Source organism: Effusibacillus lacus (assembly GCF_002335525.1).
Classification (GTDB): Bacteria; Bacillota; Bacilli; order Tumebacillales; family Effusibacillaceae; genus Effusibacillus; species Effusibacillus lacus.
Genome location: NZ_BDUF01000121.1, coordinates 12,858 through 33,910 on the forward strand (window position 1 = coordinate 12,858; position 21,053 = coordinate 33,910).

At 52.1% G+C, this 21,053-nt stretch carries 17 protein-coding genes; 5 read left to right on the forward strand and 12 right to left on the reverse strand.

Annotated elements, in window-relative coordinates:
- Positions 1–104: 104 nt before the first annotated feature.
- From EFBL_RS19735 to EFBL_RS19755, 5 genes are all read right to left on the reverse strand, one after another.
- A complete protein-coding gene (locus EFBL_RS19735; protein ID WP_096184397.1) occupies positions 105–1,625 on the reverse strand; it encodes a S41 family peptidase in 1,521 nt (506 codons plus the stop codon).
- Positions 1,626–2,157: 532 nt separating this feature from the next.
- A complete protein-coding gene (locus tag EFBL_RS19740) occupies positions 2,158–3,612 on the reverse strand; it encodes a hypothetical protein (RefSeq protein ID WP_096184399.1) in 1,455 nt (484 codons plus the stop codon).
- A 15-nt stretch (positions 3,613–3,627) separates the two neighbouring features.
- Positions 3,628–4,833: a mannosyltransferase family protein gene (locus EFBL_RS19745; protein WP_096184401.1), complete on the reverse strand. Its 1,206-nt coding sequence runs from the start codon at positions 4,831–4,833 to the stop codon at positions 3,628–3,630.
- On the reverse strand, positions 4,830–5,255 hold the full coding sequence (locus EFBL_RS19750; protein WP_096184403.1) for a GtrA family protein: 426 nt from the start codon (positions 5,253–5,255) through the stop codon (positions 4,830–4,832). The genes EFBL_RS19745 and EFBL_RS19750 overlap by 4 nt, the downstream gene beginning before the upstream one ends.
- Entirely contained in the window at positions 5,236–6,246 is a 1,011-nt protein-coding gene (locus EFBL_RS19755) for a glycosyltransferase family 2 protein (RefSeq protein WP_096184405.1), read from the reverse strand. The genes EFBL_RS19750 and EFBL_RS19755 overlap by 20 nt, the downstream gene beginning before the upstream one ends.
- Positions 6,247–6,373: 127 nt before the next feature.
- Between EFBL_RS19755 and EFBL_RS19760 the strand changes: the two genes are divergently transcribed.
- Positions 6,374–7,261 (forward strand): polysaccharide deacetylase family protein, encoded by an 888-nt coding sequence (locus EFBL_RS19760; protein WP_165912606.1) that lies wholly within the window; start codon positions 6,374–6,376, stop codon positions 7,259–7,261.
- Between the two features lie 326 nt (positions 7,262–7,587).
- On the opposite strand, the gene EFBL_RS19765 is transcribed toward EFBL_RS19760, so the two are convergent.
- The 3 genes from EFBL_RS19765 to EFBL_RS19775 form a co-directional block, all read right to left on the reverse strand.
- Positions 7,588–8,010, reverse strand: coding sequence for a hypothetical protein (locus tag EFBL_RS19765; RefSeq protein ID WP_096184407.1), 423 nt, complete (start codon positions 8,008–8,010; stop codon positions 7,588–7,590).
- A complete protein-coding gene (locus EFBL_RS19770; RefSeq protein ID WP_096184409.1) occupies positions 8,007–9,275 on the reverse strand; it encodes an AAA family ATPase in 1,269 nt (422 codons plus the stop codon). Before EFBL_RS19770 ends, EFBL_RS19765 begins: the two co-directional genes overlap by 4 nt.
- Before the next feature lie 270 nt (positions 9,276–9,545).
- Positions 9,546–10,601, reverse strand: coding sequence for a copper amine oxidase N-terminal domain-containing protein (locus EFBL_RS19775; protein ID WP_096184411.1), 1,056 nt, complete (start codon positions 10,599–10,601; stop codon positions 9,546–9,548).
- A 215-nt stretch (positions 10,602–10,816) separates the two neighbouring features.
- Here EFBL_RS19775 and galU point away from each other — a divergent pair, with 215 nt between their 5' ends.
- The 4 genes from galU to EFBL_RS19795 all read left to right on the forward strand — a co-directional run bounded on the left by galU (position 10,817) and on the right by EFBL_RS19795 (position 16,813).
- Positions 10,817–11,698, forward strand: coding sequence for a UTP--glucose-1-phosphate uridylyltransferase GalU (gene galU / locus EFBL_RS19780; protein WP_096184413.1), 882 nt, complete (start codon positions 10,817–10,819; stop codon positions 11,696–11,698).
- Between the two features lie 161 nt (positions 11,699–11,859).
- Positions 11,860–12,342, forward strand: a complete 483-nt coding sequence (locus EFBL_RS19785; RefSeq protein WP_096184415.1) for a MarR family winged helix-turn-helix transcriptional regulator — start codon at positions 11,860–11,862, stop codon at positions 12,340–12,342.
- The gene (locus tag EFBL_RS19790) at positions 12,339–15,503 is read left to right on the forward strand and encodes an efflux RND transporter permease subunit (protein ID WP_096184417.1); all 3,165 of its coding nucleotides are present in this window, start codon (positions 12,339–12,341) and stop codon (positions 15,501–15,503) included. Before EFBL_RS19785 ends, EFBL_RS19790 begins: the two co-directional genes overlap by 4 nt.
- Entirely contained in the window at positions 15,500–16,813 is a 1,314-nt protein-coding gene (locus EFBL_RS19795; protein WP_096184419.1) for an efflux RND transporter periplasmic adaptor subunit, read from the forward strand. The genes EFBL_RS19790 and EFBL_RS19795 overlap by 4 nt, the downstream gene beginning before the upstream one ends.
- Here EFBL_RS19795 and EFBL_RS19800 read toward each other — a convergent pair.
- From EFBL_RS19800 to EFBL_RS19815, 4 genes are all read right to left on the reverse strand, one after another.
- Positions 16,752–18,386 (reverse strand): DHA2 family efflux MFS transporter permease subunit, encoded by a 1,635-nt coding sequence (locus tag EFBL_RS19800; RefSeq protein WP_096184422.1) that lies wholly within the window; start codon positions 18,384–18,386, stop codon positions 16,752–16,754. The two genes, EFBL_RS19795 and EFBL_RS19800, sit on opposite strands and share 62 nt — an antisense overlap.
- A 15-nt stretch (positions 18,387–18,401) precedes the next feature.
- Positions 18,402–19,061, reverse strand: a complete 660-nt coding sequence (locus tag EFBL_RS19805) for an HlyD family secretion protein (RefSeq protein WP_096184424.1) — start codon at positions 19,059–19,061, stop codon at positions 18,402–18,404.
- The gene (locus tag EFBL_RS19810; RefSeq protein WP_096184519.1) at positions 19,058–19,498 is read right to left on the reverse strand and encodes a MarR family winged helix-turn-helix transcriptional regulator; all 441 of its coding nucleotides are present in this window, start codon (positions 19,496–19,498) and stop codon (positions 19,058–19,060) included. The genes EFBL_RS19805 and EFBL_RS19810 overlap by 4 nt, the downstream gene beginning before the upstream one ends.
- Positions 19,499–19,676: 178 nt before the next feature.
- Positions 19,677–20,969 carry a copper amine oxidase N-terminal domain-containing protein gene (locus tag EFBL_RS19815; RefSeq protein WP_165912605.1) on the reverse strand — a complete coding sequence of 431 codons (1,293 nt, stop codon included), beginning with the start codon at positions 20,967–20,969 and terminating at the stop codon, positions 19,677–19,679.
- Positions 20,970–21,053 lie beyond the last annotated feature (84 nt).

Here is a 21,053-nt window from a genome sequence, read left to right on the forward strand (position 1 = left end):
TCCTGTATCCGTACTATCTATCCGCCAATATATAGCATATTTTGGACCATAATGCCAGATAGAAAGAAAAAGCCCCGCATAAACGGGGCTATCGGATCAACCGGTTAGATACCCTTGACCACGATTTTTTCACTGCCGATTTGCCACTGGGCGGATTTGAATGCTTCTTTCAACGCCTCCAGGGACACGTAGGTCACTCCCGATTCCACAAAGAACGGCTCTTGGTAGGCTTTGTCCTCATCGTTAACAAGAAACTTTCCGGTGGGTACATGCAGCTTTACTGCACGTCCGCCATACTGGAAGGAAATCGACTGCTGGCTCCCGTCCCAAACCACTTCCGAACCGAGAGCCTCGGCAACCAGACGGAGCGGCAAATATTTTGTTCCGTTTTTATCGACGGTCTTCTGATCGGTGATCTCGATCCGGTCCACATAGGTCTTTTGGTTGGCCAGGTCAAAGGTCACGCTGCGTTCCCTGTCCGGATACAGGGTCCGCAAAGCAGCCGGAACCTGCAATTGTTGGAGCTTTACGGGCACGTCCGGTTTGAGACCGGTGGCCTGCGGCGAGGTGCCGTCCGCAAAATAAAATTGTCCCACGGTAAATTTCAGGGTGTACCCGTTTGCCAGGTTTTCCGTACGCTGCAAGACACCCTTGCCGAAGCTTTGGCTGCCCACCAGTTTCGCCCGCTTGTGAGCCTGCAGTGTACCCGCCAACAGTTCGGACGCACTGGCGCTCTCCTCATCAACCAGAACCACCAGAGGCAGATCCACGCCTTCGCTGTCTGCATTGTATTTCTGGGAGCCGTTGCGGTATCGGATCTCCAGCAGCGTCCCATTTTTCAGGAACCGGTCGGCGATGTTCAGGGCTGGACCCATGATCCCGCCGCCGTTCCCGCGGACATCCAGCACCAGCGATCTGATTCCTTTTTCCTGCAGATCGGCCAGCGCCTTGTCAAATTCAGAATCTGCGTTCTCGCTGAAGGACAAGATGCGAATGTACCCGGTATCTTCATCCAGCAGCGAAGATTGCAGCGTAGGAAGCTGGATCTGCTGCCGGGTGACGGTGACGCTGAAGGGTGCCTGGCCCTGTCGTCTGAGGGTCACCGTTACGGAGGTGCCCGCTTCGCCGCGAAGCATGCCGGTCACCTCCTGCAGCTGTTTCCCCGTTACATCGGTGCCGTTTACTGCGAGAACCCGATCCCCCTTTTTGATGCCGGCCGCTTCCGCCGGCGACGATGCAAACACTTCTTCCACCAGGAAGCCCTGGTCGTCCTGGGACATACGCGCCCCGATCCCTGCATATTTCTGATTGATGGAGTTGACAAAGTTTTGATATTCATTGGCTGTGAAGTACTCCGTATACGGATCGTTCAGAACTTCAAGCATGCCCTGCACGGCGCCGTGGACCAGTTTATCGTCGTCCACTTTGGGCCAATGCAGCTCGCGCAAAGACTCAAACACTTGATACAAAGTGATCTCATGCGAATTGGGAGAGTTCTGCTGCGGGGTGGAGGCGGGCTCCTCCGCCAATACTGCAACCGGCGCCGACAGGGCCCCCGCCGGGACCACCAGCCCGAGTGCCAAAACTGCTGCCGCCATCTTTTTATGCCAGGCTCGTTTCTGCATAGATGTCGTTTCTCCTTTCCACTCGCCCGTCGCCACTCCCTTAGCGGGAATGCGGAATACGGCTCCTAAAGGATTTCGACATCAAGAGGCGGTTTCCTTTGTCTGAATCGGTCTATTTCTGGGCAATGAGCATTGCCAATATTGAAAATAGGGGTGATGGTAAATGACGATTATGTAATGGGCAAAGATCTGATGGATGAAAAAATAGGACTGAATTTCAGTCTTATTTTGTCAATTCAAAGGAACTCCCGGAAATAGGACTGTTTTTCAGTCCTATATGCTAGTTCTTGCTTGTGCACCACGAAACTCACCCGAATAAGGCTGAAAATCAGTTCTATTCTTGAAGTGACAATCAAAAAATCAAAAATAAGGCTGACAATCAGCCTTATTTCAACAATAGAAATATTATGTAAACCTAGTCCCGCCAACCAGTTGAGTTAAGATCCTCTATTGGTTTCAAGTCCACCCACAATTTTGTTTAACAAATAGAAAAAAAGAGACAGGCACCCCTGTCTCTATGGGAATGGCTGAATTATTTTGAGTCGGCGGCCGGAATCAAGTGGATCCGGAAGGGACCGTAGCCGTTGGGGATGATCATGATGTGGAGAGTGTGCTCCTCCCCGTCTTTGGCCGGATCCACCGTCTTGATGATCTTGGTCAGCCCCGGCGGGCTCAGTTTCGAGAAGTCTTTGTAGTAATCCTCGAAATGCGGATCCTTGATATTCACAGTTTCCGTCTTGCCGTCCCACTGGTAAGCGAAATACTGGTCGTACACGTCAACGGGAGCCTTCTGGTCCGGCTTGGTATTCCACCCGGCCGCCTGGATCGCCACATGGGTCGGGCCTTTCAGCTTTAGGGTAAAGATATAGTCCGCCCCGTACTCCCCGTTCACCTGGCCGTTCATCTTCTCAACGACTCGCTTGCCATCCACTTCTTTGACACCGTATTCGTCAATCCCGCTTTTGATGGTGTCGTTTAAGAACATTTCCGGATTGTAGAAGGGCTTGTTTGGGTCCTCATGCTGATATCTCCATGGATTGTGAACCTGCATGTGCACCGGACCGTCTTTTTGCGGATCGTAGGTGATGGTCTTCTTCCGGGTGATCCCTTCCCCTTGCGGGGCGGTGGGATACACGCCCGGAAGGAAGAAGCCGCGGTGGTGGAAATTAGTCTTGTTGATCACATCCTCCGCAGGCATGATGGACTTCTCCGTTTGCGAGTTTGCATAGAACTGCTCCAGGTCCGCGTCTTTATGCGCGGCAAACACCTGAATCCCAAACCCTTCTTTTTCCTTTAGATCGTTGCGGACAATGGGCTTCTTCGTCTCATGGTCGACCAGCACCAGGTCAAACATGCCCATGCTCCAGCCCCGCTTGCCCGCCACTTCATGGATGAAGTGCTTTTGGCCGGGTTGGAGGGTCACCAGCAGCTGCCGGTCTTTGCCATTGCCGGAATCAAACCACTTCTTGAGCAGTTCCAGCCCGATCAGAGCGCCGTAGTCGGTTTGGGTTCCCGTTTCGGGATTGAGCGGGGCCGGATTTGCCTTGACCAGCGGTTTCCCGTGCTCGTCGATATTGCGCACCAGAGCTTTCCGTTCCCACATCACATCAATGGTGCGCCCGGTATTGTTCACCATGACAAACCCGATCTTGCCCGGAACATTTTCTTCCGGATTGGCCGGATCGGTCAACAGGTTCAAGTGGCTGTAAAGCAAACGGACTTTGCCGTTGTTTGACGTCGCGTTGTCCACCCGGCACAGGATGCCCGGATAATGGGCAAACTCGGGGCCGTTGCTGAAGACCAGCGCCCGATCTTCAAACTCAAGCAATTCCCCGCGGCTGATGGATCGAGCCTGTACCGTCTGTTCCGGGGACACAAGATTCTTCTTCTCTTCCTTCTCTGTATAAAGACGGCTGCCGTAGACAACGCCTGCGACCGCAAGCGCTGCCAACAACCCGCCGATGGCAAATTTCGTTGTTCCTTTCATCAACTTTCTCCTTTCTTACGCTACCCACCGGTCCAGCGACCAGTTGTAGACCAGAATCACAAGCAGCACAGCAAACACCAGATTGGTGGCGTAATAGAAGAGCCGGTTTCCCTTGACCAACTCATAGATTCCCAGGTAGAGCGGGAAGATCACCAGCGAATAGCGGGAATAGCTGACAAAGTAATCCACCACCCGGCCTGTCGCAGGTGCGGTCAGCGGGATCAGGAACGCATACAGGATGATCACCCAGTAAGAGAGCCTCAGTTTGCGGACAGTGACCAGCAGCACCACCAAGGTCAACGTGACAAAGAAAAACTCGGTAAAAAAGTACATCCACAGCCAGTTCAGAGGCTGAGCGGTCAAGTGATTGACCAGCATCTGATATCCCTGAACAATTGTCGCAAAGGGATTGAGGAATCCGCGCCCGAATTGCGCCTGGGCATGGGAGAAGGCAAAGGGATCCCCAAACCGGCAGCCCAGATACCCCATGTACAGAAAGAACGAAAGGGGAATGACAAACACCCACAGGAACCCTTTCCATCTTTTCCGCCCTGGATTGGCCTGCCCCAGATTGCCAAAGCCCCTTCGCAGGAAAGGCAGGATGTCCCCCCAGGTTCGAATCTTAAAATACTCCAGCGCATATGGAATCGTCAAAAACACACCGGTGTTGCGTGTAATGCTCGTGACAAATCCGCTGATGCCTGCCCCGGCCCAATTGCCGATACGGATGCAGTACAGGGTGAGTGCCATCAGCAGCAGATACAGGGACTCGGTATACACAGCAGAAAAATAGTACGATGTGGGATACAGGCAGAACAGCCAAAGAATCCGCCGGGTGTCCCTCTCTTCGTAATCGATTCGAATCAAATGATAGACCACATAAAGCATCAGGAAAAAGGCGACATTGGAGACGAGCACCCCGGCCGTAGCGGACGTGACATCCAGCAATTGCCGCACCATCGCTATAAGGAACGGATACAAAGGAAAAAAAGCGGAACTTTTCGGATCATATCCCTGTTCCGCAATGCGGGCGTACCAACCGGAATCCCATTTGAAGAAGTTGTTGAAGAGCAGAAACTTCAGCGAGTCAAGCGCCCCCATGCCTGCCAGGTGCTGTTTGGTCGCCCAGAAAGCGGGGGCCAGTATCAGGATCTTGTTCACTAGAAACAGAATCAGAAGAAAGCCAATCACTTTCAGATCCAAGCGATTTCGCAACCTCATACTTCCTCTCCCGGGTGCCGAAAGGCAAAAAACTTGTTGCCAAGATAATTGGCGATAGTATAGATGCCCGCTCCAACCAGAACCGCAATGTTTTCAATCACTTTCTGACTGAGCGGGAGCGCGTTCTGAAGCAGCGAGGACAGCTGCAGACTGGTCCAATAGGACAAGCCATAGCAGACCAGGATCACCAGCACGAACTTCCAGGCGCTGCTGCGAACCGTTCCCTTATGCCGGAAGGTAAAGGTCTTGTTCAGCACGTAGCTGACCACGGCCCCGATGGAGTTCCCGAGAAATGTCGATGCCCAATAGTTGAACCCGGCCAGATTCAGAAAAAAATACATGGCGCACAGCCCCACTATGGTGTTCAGAACGCCCACCAGCAGGAAACGGGTGAAACTGTTGTCAAGGCGTCGAAATCGCACGGGGATCCTCCCTGTCCACGGTTTGCGGCTCCAATTCCGTTTCCACAATATATCGCGGACGGCGTTTCGTTTCTTTATATATCTTGCCGATGTATTCGCCGATCAAACCCAGACTGATCAACTGAATGCCGCCGATGAACCAGACGGACACCATCAGCGAAGCCCAGCCGGATACGGGGTTGCCCACCAGTTTGTCGACAATGGCATAGATGCCAGCCGCAATGCTGACAACAAACAGGATAAACCCGGTAAGCGTCACCAGCCGGATCGGCGTCACAGACAAAGACGTGATCCCGTCGAATGCGAACATCAGCATTTTTTTCAGCGGGTATTTGGATTCACCGGCAAACCTTTCATGCCGGTCATAGTAAACGCTGGTAGATTTGAACCCCACCATCGGCACGATCCCGCGCAAAAAGAGGTTCACTTCCTCGAACCGGGCCAGGTTGTCCAGCGCCCGCCGGCTCATTAACCGGTAATCCGCATGATTGAACACAATGTTGGCACCCATTTTTTGCATCAGTTTGTAAAAGCCTTCGGCAGTGAACCGTTTGAAGAAAGTATCCGTTCCCCGGCTCTTGCGGACCCCGTACACCACTTCATAACCTTCATGGAAGCGAAGCACCATCTCCCGAATGGCGTCTACATCGTCCTGGAGATCCGCATCAATCGAAATCACAATGTCCGACTGCTTCCTGGCTTTCATCAGGCCTGCCCACAGGGCATTCTGGTGCCCGGCATTGCGGGCCAGTTTGAGTCCGGTTACGTATTTGTTCGTCATGTTGAAAACTTCAATCAGATTCCAGGTTTCGTCCCGGCTGCCGTCATCCACAAACAGGACGCGGCTGGCTCCGGAGATCAACCGTTCCCCGATCAGGTTATCCAGCACGTTCGTCAACCGTTTGACCGTTTCGGGAAGCACCTCTTCTTCGTTGTAACAGGGCACCACGATGCTCAACAGAGGCAGGGTGCCGGGTCGGATCTCATTCATGCCTGACTGCTCCTTTGCCATACACTTGCCAGAACTGAACTTTACTTATGGTAATAGATTGCAAGCCTTTTTACAAGTATCCGTGGTATTATGTAACTATCAATCTTACAAGTATGGGAGAACAGTAATGCCACGGGTACTATTAATGCTAACCATGCTCTGTCTGGGGCTACTAATGGTCGGTTGTCAATCGGTCTTTTCCGGGGACAGTCCGGCGGGCGCTTCGGAACAGCTGCCAATCCCTATCTATTATGAGGACAAGGTCCTGGTTCTCACCTATCACCACATCGATCCGGCAGAATTGGATTTCACCATCTCTCCGGACAGGTTTGTCACCCACCTGGAAGCTCTTAAGAAACACAACTATAACGTCGTTAGCATGGAAGACTATCGGCAGTATGTAACCAAAGGCGCAAGCCTCCCGCCAAACGCAGTGGTAATCACTTTTGACGACGGGTATGAAAGTTTCTATAGATATGCCTATCCAGCCTTGAAAAAAATGGGCTATCCGGCAACCAATTTTATTGTCGTCAAATCGACAGACGTTTTAAACCCCAAAGCCTTGCCCCATCTGACCTGGGACCAAATGCGGGAAATGAAGCAAAACGGGATGAGCTTCTACAACCATACCTATGATCAGCATCGTCATGAGAATACGAACGCAGGCGGCAACCCCAGGGCGATGCTGGCCAACCCGTTGTTTCTTGTTGATAAAAATCGCCCTGAGACTCACGAGGAATACAAGGCTCGCATCCGGCAAGACCTGGCGCTGGCCGAGAAAAGGTTGGACGAAGAGTTGGGCGACCAGCCCAATCTGCTGGCATTCCCCTACGGCCAGTATAACGATACGGTGTTGGAAGTGGGGAAAGAGTTGGGGATTGACCTCTTCTTTCTCTATTTGCAGGAAGGAATCAATGACAGGGATGACACCCTCGTCGCCCGTGTGAACGCAGGACAGGCAGGCTTGTCGGCGGAAGACTTGCTTGCAAAGTTGAAGCGGTACCACGACAGGTAAGTTTCCTCTCCTTTTCCAAATTATGGATAATTGCAGGCACTCGCACACCAATATCGTCATAAAAAAAGGGCCCAATAGGCCATAGCGGATTTTGGATCTACTATTTTTGATTTTTGAGGTCAGAGACATAAATAACGGATTTTGAAGTAACTATTCATGATTTTTCTTACTGAAATAAGACTTTGGGTACCAAATTAGAGACTCAAAATCTGTTATTTTAGATTAAACAAATCAAAAACGTGAAATAGCGGATTGAAAATCCGCTCAGACTGTTGAGAAACTCTCAGCAGTGTGAGTGTACTTTAAGGACGCTGTTATTTAGTAAGTTAAAGAGCTTTTAATCTGTGATAGACCGTAACCTCAGGTGAAGCATATAAAACTTCAAAACTCACCACTTCACCAGCAGCTTCGTTAACTCTTTGTTGTATTGAATCGAAATTATTCTCTCTAGTCAGTTCTGAACCATTAAAACGACAATCCAGGTCATCAATTAATAGCAAAAGGTCAAATTGTCTGTGAACTGCAAAAGCCCTAATTCGTTTAACCATTTCATTAACTAGCTTATTTCCAGTTCTTCCTTCTTGCTCAGCCGGAAACTCAGGGTAGTTTCGGTTTAGCTTTGGTGCTTCTTTAATCTTTGTTGGAAAGCACCGCACCCACTTCAATCGTGGGTTTATTTTAGTTAGAAAAGCATTTAGTCCACCAAGCTCGGTATGACCTGCGGTGCAAAAATAGCCTACCTTTGTCACCAAGGCCACCCCCCTAGTGCAGGCTCGCCAACCCGATATAAGTCTCCAATTTCCCATCCTCTCTCCAAAAGGTCTTTAAGATTGTCAGGTTTTACAACCTTCACAGTTGGCTCTTCTTTTAGATCAAAAACTAGGAGGTCCACTTTTTGTTTAAGGAACAACTCTGTATACCCATCCAAAAAGTCCGGTGAGTGCGAACTAATAAAAAGTTGTTCCATTGAGTCGGTACGTTCTACCCAAGTGGATATTACCTTTAACCATGCAGGGTGTAAGTTTAGTTCAGGTTCATCTAAAGCAAGAATTGTCATCTTTTCAGGCGTCCACATTAATAAAGTTAAAAGCATTGCTTTTATCGTACCGTCAGAAAGTTCATGAAGCTTAAATATCTGCCCCTTGATCTTCAACTGCAACGCTCGTCTTGTATCTCCGACTGAAATAATTTTTACGGAATCCAGATCGTGTATCAATTCACGAAGATATTGAGTATATGCATCCAAGAAGTCATATTGCTCATCTAAATAATTGAGTACATTTACAAAATTACTTCCATCAGGTTTCAGGTATTTTGAACCAGCCTCGATCTTAGCGGGTTCTCTAATAATCTTAAGATCAAATTCCGTGCTGGAATACGCGAAAAATTTTTTAAAAAACTCCTGTACAGTATTCACTGTCTGTTTAAAGTTTGGATAGAATTCCATTCGAAATGTTTCAGAGTCCAGTAAGTTACTTAGTTGATTGAAAACAGTATCATTTGCGTTGACATCCAGTGATGTGAGTGACACATTTTTAAGACCATGTTCCACAGAACGTTGGCGTACCGAAAATTTACCCTGCCCAGGAATCTGTTTATGACATTCTATAAAGTTGAAGGGCCGCGATTGATTTTTTGCGGGCTTTTCATACCGAAGAGTTTCACCCGTAATATAAAACCCTCTAGGAATTTGATCAGCTGTTCCCACTCGGAAGTTTAGTTCGTAAGTTAACTCTGGATATTTGGGGTCGGTATCTATTACCCATTTCATCTCAATAATTCCCGGTTTCTCAAATCTTCGATCTAAAAGCTCGTCCCAACCATGCTGGGCCAACTCATCATGAAAGGCACTGTCTCGTTTCTCATGAAGGATGAGATTGGAAAAAAACCGAATTGCTTCAATAAGGTTCGTCTTACCTGAATTGTTTGGACCAATTAACAGGTTTACTTTGTTAAACTCTAAATTGTCTAAATTCAAGTTCCGAAACCTTTTTACCGAAAAAGACTTAAGCATTTATATTCCTCATTTCTATACCAGCCTAGACAACAAAATTCCATAATTACAGTATAGCATTTAGTCAAGTACCTATATAACAACCTGCAACTTCATTTTGAGATTGTTGAATTTTCAGACCAACCGATTGAAGTTCCCTGACAAAATATTACCACGGTGGCGAATGTAACTAAAGTTCTTTGTCTGTTCATTATAAAGGTGAATTTTTTAAAACGGTTACAAAAGCTAGAGGGCCCGAAAAGGCCCTCTTTTCCGTTTTATTATGCTCCTTTACTTCACGATCACGATGCTTGCCGTCTCGTCGAACTCCACCTTGTGTCCCAGGTACTCAGAGATGAAACGAACGGGCACCAGGGTGCGTCCATTGGTGAGTTCTGCCGCTTTATCAATCGTCTTCTCTTCCCCATTGACCTTGATGGTGGTGCTGCCCAGTGGCAGTTCGATCTTCTTGCCGTCTTTCTCGATGATCACGGTCTGTGTGGCTTCGTCATATTCCACGTTCGCACCTAAGGCTTCCGTAATCGCCCGGACCGGCACAAGGGTGCGTCCTTCCTTGATGACAGGCTTCACATCCATAACCGGCTTTTTCCCATTGACGTACACTTTCACTTCCTGGGTATCGCCTTGCTCTTTGAAGACCTTGCTCAGCAGTTCGTAAAGCTTGTCGGAATCCGGTTTTTTGGAAAGCGCTTTTTCCAGATCAGCCTGGGCTTCCTCAGCCTTCTTGCCCTTGATCTTGATGGTCACGAGCACTTCCACATCTTCTTCGGTGGCGGTGCCGTCCTCCACATCCGCTTCCAACTCTTCCTCGACGTCCTCGATCTCTTCTTCTTCAAGCTCGTCCAGCACATCCTCGAGGGCTTCCTCCAGCGCTTCCTCCGCATCTTCCTCCCCTTCGGAGGAATCGCTTTCCTGCAGTTTGGTTTGCAGCTTGGCCTGCAGCTTCTCGATCACAGCCTTCAAGGCCGCGTCACTCGGTGTGCCCTTGCCGTCTTCCAAATTCTTAGTCAGGCTTTCAATCGCACGTTCAAGCCCGCGCTTCTTTCCCTTGCCTTTCCCCTCGCCATCCTCATCCTCGTCTTCTTCCTCATCTTCATCCTCGTCTTCGTCGTCCTCATCGTCTTTATCCTCTTCTTCGTCTTCTTCATCCTCATCATCGTCAATGTCTTCTTGGCTGCCCGTATCCGCGCTGCCGGAAACGTTGCTGGCAGACCCCGTGGTGTTCGACGAACCCGAACCGTTTGCCTTGGCTGCAGCCGTGCCGCCAAGCAGCGGGGCCGCCAGCGCCAACAACATTGTCATGATCCACGCAACTACCTTTTTCATCCATGTCTCCCCTTTAAATCAAGCATTTTTATCACCCGTTACCCTGCCTTAAAGGGAGGCGGTGTCCGCCTGTATAGTAAACTATACTCTGCAGCCCCCAATGAGACATGAGTCAAAAGTCACAATTTTCCAAGTCGCAATTTTCCCCGTGCAGGATTGGGTTACTTTATGTAGAATTAGGTTGAAATCATTTTTGGTAAAAAAGGAGCGCAGCCATGACCATACGCAAAGCGGTAATTCCGGCAGCCGGACTCGGCACGCGGTTCCTGCCGGCCACAAAAGCGCAGCCGAAGGAAATGCTGCCCATTGTGGACAAACCGACCATCCAATATATTATTGAAGAAGCTGTCGCATCGGGGATCGAAGATATCCTGATCATCACCGGCCGCAACAAACGGGCGATTGAGGACCATTTTGACCGGTCCGTAGAGCTGGAACTGATGCTGGAGAGCAAAGAGCAGCAGCAGCTTCTTGCGGAGACCCGCCGCATTTCCAACATGGCCAATATCCACTACATACGGCAAAAAGAAGCCCTGGGCCTCGGCCATGCGGTTCTGTGCGCCAAGAACTTCATCGGCAGCGAACCCTTTGCCGTACTGCTCGGGGACGATATCGTCAACAGCCGCAAACCGGGCCTCCGCCAACTGATCGACATCTACGAACGGAACGGCGGCAGCGTGCTGGGAGTCCAACAGGTACCTCTACACGAAACCAACCGGTACGGGATGATTCACCCGGAACGGCTGGGAGATCGGGAATACCGGGTTCACCATGTGGTGGAAAAGCCGCCGTCCAATCCACCGTCCCAACTGGCCATTATGGGTCGCTACATTCTCGCGCCGGAAGTGTTTGCCTATCTGGAAGCGACCGAACCGGGCGTTGGCGGCGAAATCCAGTTGACCGACGCGATTGACGCCCTCTGCAAGAACCACAGCGTCTTTGCCTGTGAGATTGAAGGCAGGCGGTACGACATCGGCGACAAGCTGGGATATCTGAAAGCCAACATCGAATTCGCCCTGGAACGGGAAGAGATGAAGGACAAACTGGAAGAATATTTGCGCGGTTGGTGCGCTGAATATTTGGAGAACCGGAATTAAGAAGCGGTTTTTCGAGAACGGGCCTTTCCTTGTGAGAGGTCCGTTTCTCTATTGGAGGAATCCTATTTTTTCTATTGCCAGGGTATTTCATATGTATTATATTTAACCACGTGAAATATTTAGGTGATGAAATAGCCGGCGGTTTATTCGGAGGGTGACACATGCATCACAAGCGAATGGATGAATACCTGCGCAGGTTTGAAGACGCCTGCTTGAAAACCATCAGGAAGATGGGCGCGGAACTTTCGGATTTGCCGGAATTGCCGCCGACCCAGTTTTTGGTGCTGAAAATTTTAAAGGAAGAAAGGTATCTGATGCCCACTCACCTGGCAGAAGTCCTGAATGTCAAGCCAAGCGCCATGACGTCGCTGATCGACCGCATGGAGAAAAACGGACTGGTCGAAAGATACCGGATTGAAGAGGATCGCCGGGTCGTCTACATCAAACCGACCCAGGCGGGATTGGACGCACTTGACAAGGCGGAGCAGACCCGCCGGGAAATCCTGGTGAAATACCTGTCGCTGCTGGACGAAACGGAACTGGATCAACTGATCCGCATCTACGAAAAAATGGCCCTGAGCGTGAGGAAAACCTCCCCTGGCACAGTCACGGGAACAGACGGAAAGGAGCGCAGCAACAGATGAAACTGGCGGAGTTTTCCGTTCGAAAACCTGTGTCGATCGCGATGCTGATCATTGCGATCGTGATTTTTGGCGTGGTGTCTCTACCGAAGCTGAGTGTCGATCTCTACCCTGAGCTGAACCTGCCGGTGGCCGTCGTTGCCACAAGTTATCCGGGAGCCACCCCCACGGAAGTGGAGAAACTGGTAACCAAGCCGATTGAAGAAGTGATCGGAACGGTCAGCAACGTGAAGGAAATCCGCTCCGTCTCCATCGGCGAAGCGTCCCAGGTGATTGTGCAGTTTGACTGGGGAACCGACATGGACCAGGCAGCCCTTGATATGCGGGAGAAAGTCGACCTGATCGAAGGGCGTCTGCCGGAGGACAGCAACTCCCCGCGCGTGATCAAGCTGGATCCGAACGCCATGCCGGTGCTTACCATGTCCCTGTCGGGCGAACAAGACGTAGTCAAATTGAAAAATCTGGCCGATACCATCATCAAACCCCGGCTGGAACGGGTGGAAGGGGTGGCGGCTGTTTCGGTAACAGGTGGAAAAGACCGGGAGATCCAAGTGGTCCTTGATCCCAACAAACTGAACGCCTACAGCCTGACAGTCGATCAGGTGCAGCAGGCATTGAGAGGCGAGAATATCTCGGGCTCCGGCGGCTTGATCTATGAAGGAAGCCAGCTGATCCGGATTCAGATCAACGGCGAGTATGAAACGGTCAACCAGATCGGGGAAACCCCCGTTCGCCTGCCGGCCGGAGGCACCGTCCCCCTGAAGGAACTGGCCACTGTCAGGGACAGTTTCAAAGACGTGAATCAGAAGACCTTTGTCAATGAGCAGCCCAGTATCGGAATCGCCATCAACAAGGCAACCGGTTCCAACTCCGTGCAGGTGGCGGATGCTGTCTTCAAGGAACTGGACGACATCAAGAAACAGCTTCCCAAGAACGTGGAGCTGAACACGATCCTTGACACTTCCAAGTTTGTGAAGCAATCCATCAACAATGTGGCGAAGCACGCGGTAATCGGCGGGCTGCTGGCTGTCTTCATCCTGCTGCTGTTCCTGAACAGCTACCGTTCCACACTTGTGATTGCCATCGTCATTCCGATTTCTGTGATTGCCACCTTCAGTTTGATGTATTTCACCGGTGAAACCATCAACCTGCTGACCCTGGGCGGTCTGACCCTGGGGCTGGGATCGCTGGTCGACTTCGCCGTGGTGGTTATGGAGAGCATTTATCGTCACCGGCAGGAAGGCAAAGACTTGAAGCTTGCCTCCATCATCGGGACAAAAGAAGTGGGCACGGCCGTCATGGCCTCTGCCCTGGCGCAGATTGCCGTGTTCGTGCCGATTGTTTTTGTGGAAGGTCTCGCTTCCCAACTGTTTGGCCCGCTGGCCATGACCGTTGTGTACTCCCATATCGCCGCCCTTTTTGCAGCCATTACCCTGGTGCCGATGATGGCATCGAAATTGCTGAAGCGGGTCCCCACCGGAGAAGACGAGCGGAAGCTGCTGGAGTCTGAATCCAGGAATCCGTTTGTGCTGTTCGCCAAATTTTTCAACCGGGTGTCCAAAGGCTATGGCCGCCTGATTCGCTGGGCGCTTGGTCACAGAAAGACGGTAATTCTGTCAACGGTTCTGCTGCTTGGCGGATCGGTGGCGGTCTCCCCGCTGGTGGGAGCCGAATTTATTCCGGCAATGGACCAGGGCGAGTTCAGTGTCGACATTGAAATGCCCAATGGAACAAAACTGGAAGAAACGGAAAAGATGGCCCAGCGAATCGAGCAGATCGTCAAAGAGATCCCGGAGCGGTCAGCCATCTTCACAACGATCGGCAGCACCACCGGGCCCAACATCTCCCAGCAGATCACGACCAACATCGCGTCCGTTCAGGTAAAGCTTCAGCCCAAAGACCGGCGGGATCGCTCCACAAATGATGTGGTGGAGGAAATCCGCAAGAAGGTTGCCGACATTCCGGGTGCCAAACTGACTGTCAAGCTGGCCAACAACGCCGGCGGACCGATGCAGGCTCCCCTGGAGATCAGCATTCGCGGCGATGATGAGAAAGTGCTGAAAGATATCAGTGAAATCGTCCTTTCAGAAGTCAAACAGGTGGAGGGAACCCGTAACCTTAAGACCTCCCTGCAGGACAAGCAGCAGGAATACCAGATCTTCATTGATAAACAACTGGCAGCCAAGTACGGAATCGGCACCGGGCAGGTCATCTCGGCCATCCGCACCGCTTTTGACGGGCAGGTGGTCACCCGCTTCCGAACAGGGGACGACGAGTTTGACATCAAAGTGATGTACCCGAAAGACCTGCAGCAGGAAAAATCGAACCTGAGCCAACTGCTGGTCACGTCCCCAACAGGCAGCCAGGTGCCGGTATCCCTACTCGCCAAGATTGAAAAAACAGACGTACCGGAGAAGATCAACCGGGTCAACCAGACCCGTGAAGTCAGCATTACCGGGGACATTTCAGGCCGTGACCTGAACTCCGTCAGCCGTGACATCGAAGCGCGTTTGGCCGGTCTCAATCTGCCCGACGGGTACTTTATCGAAATCGGCGGCCAGACCAAAGAGATGGCCGATGCATTCGGCAGCCTCGGTCTTGCCATCATCCTGTCCATTGTGCTTGTGTACATGGTTATGGCAAGCCAGTTTGAGTCGCTGTTCCATCCTTTTGTCATCATGTTTTCGGTACCGCCCACTTTTATCGGGGTTGTCTTCGGACTCCTGGTAACCGGATACCCGCTTAGTGTTCCGGCCTTGATCGGGGCGATTTTGCTGGTGGGGATCGTGGTCAACAACGCCATCGTCCTGATCGACTACGTGAATACCCTGCGCCGACAAGGCATGGAACGCAATGAAGCCATCCTGAAAGCAGGCCCTGTCCGGCTTCGTCCGATTCTGATGACGACTCTGACCACCGTCCTCGCCATCATTCCGATGGCGTTTGGCGGCGGCGAGGGAACCGAAGGTTCGGCACCGATGGCTGTGGTGGTGGTGTTCGGCTTGACCTTCTCCACCCTGATCACCCTGGTGCTGGTACCGGTGGTGTACACGGTGCTCGATGATTGGATTCAGAAACGAAAAGAACGAAAGATGGCGCGGAAAGCGCAGCGTGCCGCCAAAGCCGCCGCCCATTCAGCCGCATTGGAGGGGAGAGCCCTATGAACGAAGGGAACTGCATGAACGCGAATCATCCTATCGACGGAAATCACTCCGCTGGGCGGAACAGTCTGTCGTCGTGGAAACGGTGGCCTGCCCTGACGCTGGCCCTGGGACTGCTGGTCAGCCAGCCTTTGATTGCCGGCTGCTCCAGCAAGTCGAAAGCGACAGACGCCCAGGACAAATCGGTTCCCGTCGTTGTCCAGACCGTCGCGGAAGGAAATATTGAACAAACGATAACTATGACAGGTACAGCCGAAGCCAACGCCGTCATCCAACTGTCGTCGAAGACCGGCGGCAAGGTGGTTTCCATCCCGGTTGCCGTAGGCAGCCAGGTGCAGGCAAACGATGTGCTGCTGCAGTTGGAAGAAACAGACCTGCGGAACGCCCTGCGGCAAGCGGAAGCGTCCCTGAATTCCGCCAAGGCCAACCTGGCCCAGGTCCGCGCCTCCCAGGAAACGGGGGCCGTACAGGCAGAAAATGGTCTGGTGCAGGCCAGGCAGGCACTGGAAGATGCGAAGGCCAACTTTGCCCGCATGGAGAACCTGTTTAAGGCTGGGGCTATTTCCAGGCAGCAGTTTGATCAGGCGAAGACGGCACTTGTGAACGCGGAAGCAGCGTATAACAACGCCGTCGCCGCCCAGCAAAGCAGCGCCCGGTCGGAAGCGGTAAAGGTGGCGGAACAGGCGGTGAATCAGGCGCAGGTCGGGTATGACATTGCCGCAAACAATCTGGCCAACGCCACCATCCGGGCCCCGCAAGCGGGGACGGTTGCGGCCATCAGCACGGAAGTGGGGCAGATGGCAAGCCCGTCGGCTCCGCTCGTCACTCTGGTAGACATGAGCCGCATGAAAGTGAAGCTGGAAATCCCCGAGTCTTCCCTACCCTACTTCCAGCAAGGCAGCACGGTGGAGATCGAGTTTGACTCGATGGGTCTGAAAACAACCGGCAAAGTGGATTCGGTCAGCCCGTTGAATAACACCCCGTCCAAAGGCTATCCGGTGGTGGTTGTGATTGACAACGCCGATGCCAAGATCAAGCCGGGCATGGTCGCCAAGCTGACCATCAGCCGCAGCATCAGCGACAACCAGAAAAAAGGCATGAAGGTGCCGACCGACGCCATCCTGACGATTGACGGCAAAACATACGTCTACGTGGCTGACGGAGACAAGGCGGTCAAACGGGAAATCAAGGTAGAAGAACAAACCAGCACCGATTCCCTGATCTCCGGCGACATCAAACCGGGCGACAAAATCATCGTCCGCGGTCATACTTTGTTGAAAGAGGATTCGAAGATCCGAATCGTGGAGAAGTAACCCTCAAGAAATATAACATGGGAATCGCCAGGAAAAATGGAATGGCCGACAGCATGAAAGTGTCTGCTATGGCGCGAACCGCTGCTTCTTTCTGGATCATGCCGCTCAGCACCGCCATGGCGGACGCTTTCGCCGAGGCCATATCAAGCCCCGACTGAGTAAAATGAACGGTCAGCATCGCCTGTGCCTGTAGGGCCGCATCCGATGCAAGGCTGACATCTTCATTGATTCGGGCGCTGTGGAAAGTCTGCCTCTGCTGCATGATGGCGGTCAACACGGCTATCCCGAAAGAGCCCGCAATCTGACGCACCACGTTCCCCAGACCCGATGCCTGGCCGATCCGATGCTTTTCAACGGCGTTCATGCCTGCGGTCGTCAACGGCATCATGCACAAACCGATTCCGATTCCGCGGATGGTAAGAACCATGTCCAGCCAGCGATTCGGGGTGTCCACTGTCAAATTATGCAGTTCATAAGTGGTAATGCCGACAATCGTCAACCCTGTCAAACCCAGTGGAAGGACTCCATACCGGTCGAACAACCGGCCGGCAATCGGCATCATGATACCCATCGCTATCGCCTGCGGCATCAGAATCAACCCGGTCTGCACGGCAGACAGCCCCTGGATGTTCTGAAGGTACAAGGGGGTAAGAAAGATTCCGCCAAACATCCCGATCATCACGAGACTGGAAGAAAGAGTGCTGATCGTGAACCGCAGGTTGCCAAACAGACTGAGGTCCAGCAAAGGATTTTTCTTGCCGGTTTCCAGCCATATGAGAAAGACAAAACTGAAGAACGACACAAAGAACAGGGTTACGATGTAGAGGGAAGACCATCCCTCTTTTTGCCCCTGGCTGAGTGCCAGCAGCAGTGAGCCTGCGGCAATCGTAAAGAGAAGGAACCCCCACCTGTCGAAATGGAGATTCTCCCGTGTGTCCGTTTCCTTAAGCAGCGCCAGCACCAGCATAATGGACAGGATGCCGACAGGCACATTCAATGCGAACAGAATCCGCCAACTGAAATATTCCACCAAATACCCGCTTAAGGTAGGACCTACCGCAGGGGCCACCATTGCCGCGATTCCCCAAAGGCCAAGCGCCAGACCGATTTGCTTCGGCGGCATCACTTTGTAGATGATGGCCATGCTCAGCGGCATGATGATACCGCCCCCCAGACCCTGAACAATGCGAAAGGCAATCAGGCTCGAATCGTTCCAGGCGAGACTGCAGAGCAAGGATCCGAGAACGAAGGCTGTCAGGGACAGGACCAGCGATGTTTTGTATCCAAAGCGGTCTCCCACATAGCCGCTCAGAGGAATAATGACCCCCGAAGCCAGCATATACCCGGTAAGCACCCACTGGATCGTGTCGGTTGTGGACCCGAAGACGGCCATAAGTTTGGGCAAGGCGACGTTGATCAGACTGTTATTGAGGATTGCCACAAACGCTCCGGCAATCACCGCCAGCAAAGCCAGCCACTGATTTCCCCCGTTGGCGGGGTTGCCCCCATGGGAGGAGTTGCCCCCACCGGTCGTGCTTCTGTCCCCCGTCGGGGATTTCGATGCAGCGGTCATTGCAGCCCCCTCCTTCTACCTTGCTTTCAAATGGATCTTGACGACGGCGCTCATGCCCGGAGACAGCCGCACCCCTTGCGGATTCTCAATCGCAATTTTGATCGGCACCCGCTGGGTGACCTTCGTAAAGTTGCCGCTGGTATTCATCGCGGGCAGCAGTGCAAAAGTGGAAGCGGTCGCTTCCCCTATCTCCGCCACCTTCCCGTTGAAGGTATGGCCGGGGAAACTGTCCACCGTAAACTCCGCGTACTGGCCCGTTTGAACTTTTTGCAGATCGGTTTCTTCAATGTTGGCAGACACGTACAGATTCTTTTTGTTCACCACCATCGCAACCGTCTGGCCCGGAGACACCACTTCCCCGACATGCGCCAGGGTCTTGATCACCGTGCCCTCCACCGGCGAGCGAAGCACAGCGTTTTCCAGCATGCTGTTCGGCAAATTGCCGATGTCCTGTTGACCGACAATCTGATCTTTCCCCACGGCATCTCCTTCCTTGATGCCAAACTGGGTCAGTTTCCCGGCAATCCGCGGCATCACCCGGTAAATGTCGCCGGCGATGCGGGCGTCTTCCGTCTTTACGTAATGGGCTTCCTGGTACCAGTAGTAATAACCGATTCCCGCACCGCTCCCCAGCATGACGGCCAATAGGACCAACAGAATGATTTTTCGCTTCATTTGGTACCCCCGTCTTTCTCCTCCAAGTGTTTGTACAGCAGCTGCAGCGCCCGTACAACCGTATCGACTTCCGCTTCCGTCAGCCCTTTCAGCAGATCGGCAAAATATTCGTCTCGCAGTGCGGGAATCTGGCTCCTGATCTGTTCCACCCTGCCGGTGTTGTGGATCCAGATCACCCGGCGATCCGTTTCATCCCGCTGGCGCTCGACCAGTCCCTGCCGTTCCAGGCGGTCGATGATGCCCGATACGGTGCTGTAGGACAGATGGACCGCTTCACTGATCTGCCCGATCGTCCGGGGTTCATGGTAAATCTGCTTCATCACCAGGATCTGCGGCACCGTTATGCCCAATTCGGCCAGATCGCGGGCCACGATTTTCTCAAAGAGCTTGTTGATTCTCCGAAACAACTGGCGGATTTCCGCCGCTTTCTCTTTCATCACCGGCGTCACCTCCCGAAAAATTTTCAACAGAAAAATTTCTGATGCGAAATATTAGCAATGTATTTATAAATACTCCAAACTGGACCGTACGTCAAGAAGCGACCCTCGTGACAGGGTCGCCTTCCGTGAATGATTCTTTTATTATGCAACATTTATTATGCAACATTGTGGGTGATCAATCCGCCACCACACTCTTAAACATATCTAGGATCTCGTCCTCGTACTCATCCTGGTAATCCTCGTGGACCCGGGCTTCCCCTTTGTACACCACGTCGTTCTTGCGGAAAAAGAACACGTAGTCGACATAGCTTCCATCATCGTCGATCCAGAGATAGGCATCCGTGCCGTCCCGCAGTTCTTCTTCGTCGGCGTCAGCGTAGTCGTCCTCCAGGTCGTCCCAATCGAGGTCCTCTTCGTCATAGGCATAGAATTCCACATCTGCATGAGACAGATCCCACTCAATTCCGTTCGAATGGGTGTCCACATCATTGTCGCCATCATCCCATTCTTCCGGATACTGCAAGGAGAAGAAGTACTTGGTGTTCACATAGTCAACGAGATCCTCGTTCCCGTCTTCCTCCTCCACTTCAAAGCTCCGGAACATTTTCTTAATGTCGTAATCGTCATCCATGTCATCCGGCAAGCTGACATAAAGGGTGGCTTCGTAATCCCCTTCGTCCACACGCATCATGTAGACGGTCCGGTTTGAATATTCGTCTTTCTCGTATTCGGCATCGGTCCCGTCATTCAGATCAATCGGATCGGCGTCATCCTCTCCAATCGGATTGGAAACCGGAGTGGTTCGCGAGAAGCGAATGTACGCATAGGCGTCCTCATCGTCATCATCCAGTTCCCATTTGACATACCCGGGCACAACTCTCGGCTTTGGCCAATCCTCCGGGTACTGAATCGAATACTCGTCCCATTTGTGGGAAAAAGTGTCCCAGTCATCCCCGTAATCCGACTGGTCGCCAGAAGGGGTGCCAGGGGTATAGGGATCACTGTAGTCAGGCGTAGAGGATCCATTGTTTTGCACAATCTCTACCGTCTTTGTGTTTTCGTGCCAGTATAGATTGGCGCCCAAGGCCTCTCCGACAAACCTTACAGGCACGTATGTACGACCGTTCCTCAATACAGGCGCCGTTTCCAATTGATAAGGTTGCCAGTTTACATAGGCCGTTTTTTGCCCGATGGTCAGAGTAATCTGTCTGGAATTGAGAACAATGGTGGCTTGCTGTGCGGACTCGTTCCAGTTCACGGCAGCCCCCATATGTTCCGCAACAAACCGGATCGGCACCATTACCCTGCCGCTCTCAGAATCAAGATAAGGTACGGAATCGGAAAGCGGTACCTGTTTTCCGTTTACTGTAATGGAGACGATGCTCAGACTTTGGGCATCCGCAACCGGCGGTGCCGCGAGCAAGGACACCAAAGCCAGCGTGCACCCGATTGTTCTCATAAACCGCATAGTAGTTCCCCCCAGCTGGACTCGACGTATTACTAATTCTCTTTTCGCCTGCAAAATCCTTCCAGAGGAGCAGGCATCTGCGGT

Excerpts from the sequence above, each read along its gene's own strand:
- EFBL_RS19790 (WP_096184417.1), top strand. The coding sequence starts at position 12,339 with ATGAAACTGGCGGAGTTTTCCGTTCGAAAACCTGTGTCGATCGCGATG.
- EFBL_RS19785 (WP_096184415.1), top strand. The coding sequence starts at position 11,860 with ATGCATCACAAGCGAATGGATGAATACCTGCGCAGGTTTGAAGACGCC.
- EFBL_RS19740 (WP_096184399.1), bottom strand. The coding sequence starts at position 3,612 with ATGAAAGGAACAACGAAATTTGCCATCGGCGGGTTGTTGGCAGCGCTT.
- EFBL_RS19815 (WP_165912605.1), bottom strand. The coding sequence starts at position 20,969 with ATGCGGTTTATGAGAACAATCGGGTGCACGCTGGCTTTGGTGTCCTTG.
- EFBL_RS19795 (WP_096184419.1), top strand. The coding sequence starts at position 15,500 with ATGAACGAAGGGAACTGCATGAACGCGAATCATCCTATCGACGGAAAT.
- EFBL_RS19810 (WP_096184519.1), bottom strand. The coding sequence starts at position 19,498 with ATGAAAGAGAAAGCGGCGGAAATCCGCCAGTTGTTTCGGAGAATCAAC.
- EFBL_RS19755 (WP_096184405.1), bottom strand. The coding sequence starts at position 6,246 with ATGAATGAGATCCGACCCGGCACCCTGCCTCTGTTGAGCATCGTGGTG.
- EFBL_RS19745 (WP_096184401.1), bottom strand. The coding sequence starts at position 4,833 with ATGAGGTTGCGAAATCGCTTGGATCTGAAAGTGATTGGCTTTCTTCTG.
- EFBL_RS19800 (WP_096184422.1), bottom strand. The coding sequence starts at position 18,386 with ATGACCGCTGCATCGAAATCCCCGACGGGGGACAGAAGCACGACCGGT.
- EFBL_RS19805 (WP_096184424.1), bottom strand. The coding sequence starts at position 19,061 with ATGAAGCGAAAAATCATTCTGTTGGTCCTATTGGCCGTCATGCTGGGG.
- EFBL_RS19770 (WP_096184409.1), bottom strand. The coding sequence starts at position 9,275 with ATGCTTAAGTCTTTTTCGGTAAAAAGGTTTCGGAACTTGAATTTAGAC.
- EFBL_RS19735 (WP_096184397.1), bottom strand. The coding sequence starts at position 1,625 with ATGCAGAAACGAGCCTGGCATAAAAAGATGGCGGCAGCAGTTTTGGCA.
- EFBL_RS19775 (WP_096184411.1), bottom strand. The coding sequence starts at position 10,601 with ATGAAAAAGGTAGTTGCGTGGATCATGACAATGTTGTTGGCGCTGGCG.
- galU (WP_096184413.1), top strand. The coding sequence starts at position 10,817 with ATGACCATACGCAAAGCGGTAATTCCGGCAGCCGGACTCGGCACGCGG.
- EFBL_RS19760 (WP_165912606.1), top strand. The coding sequence starts at position 6,374 with ATGCCACGGGTACTATTAATGCTAACCATGCTCTGTCTGGGGCTACTA.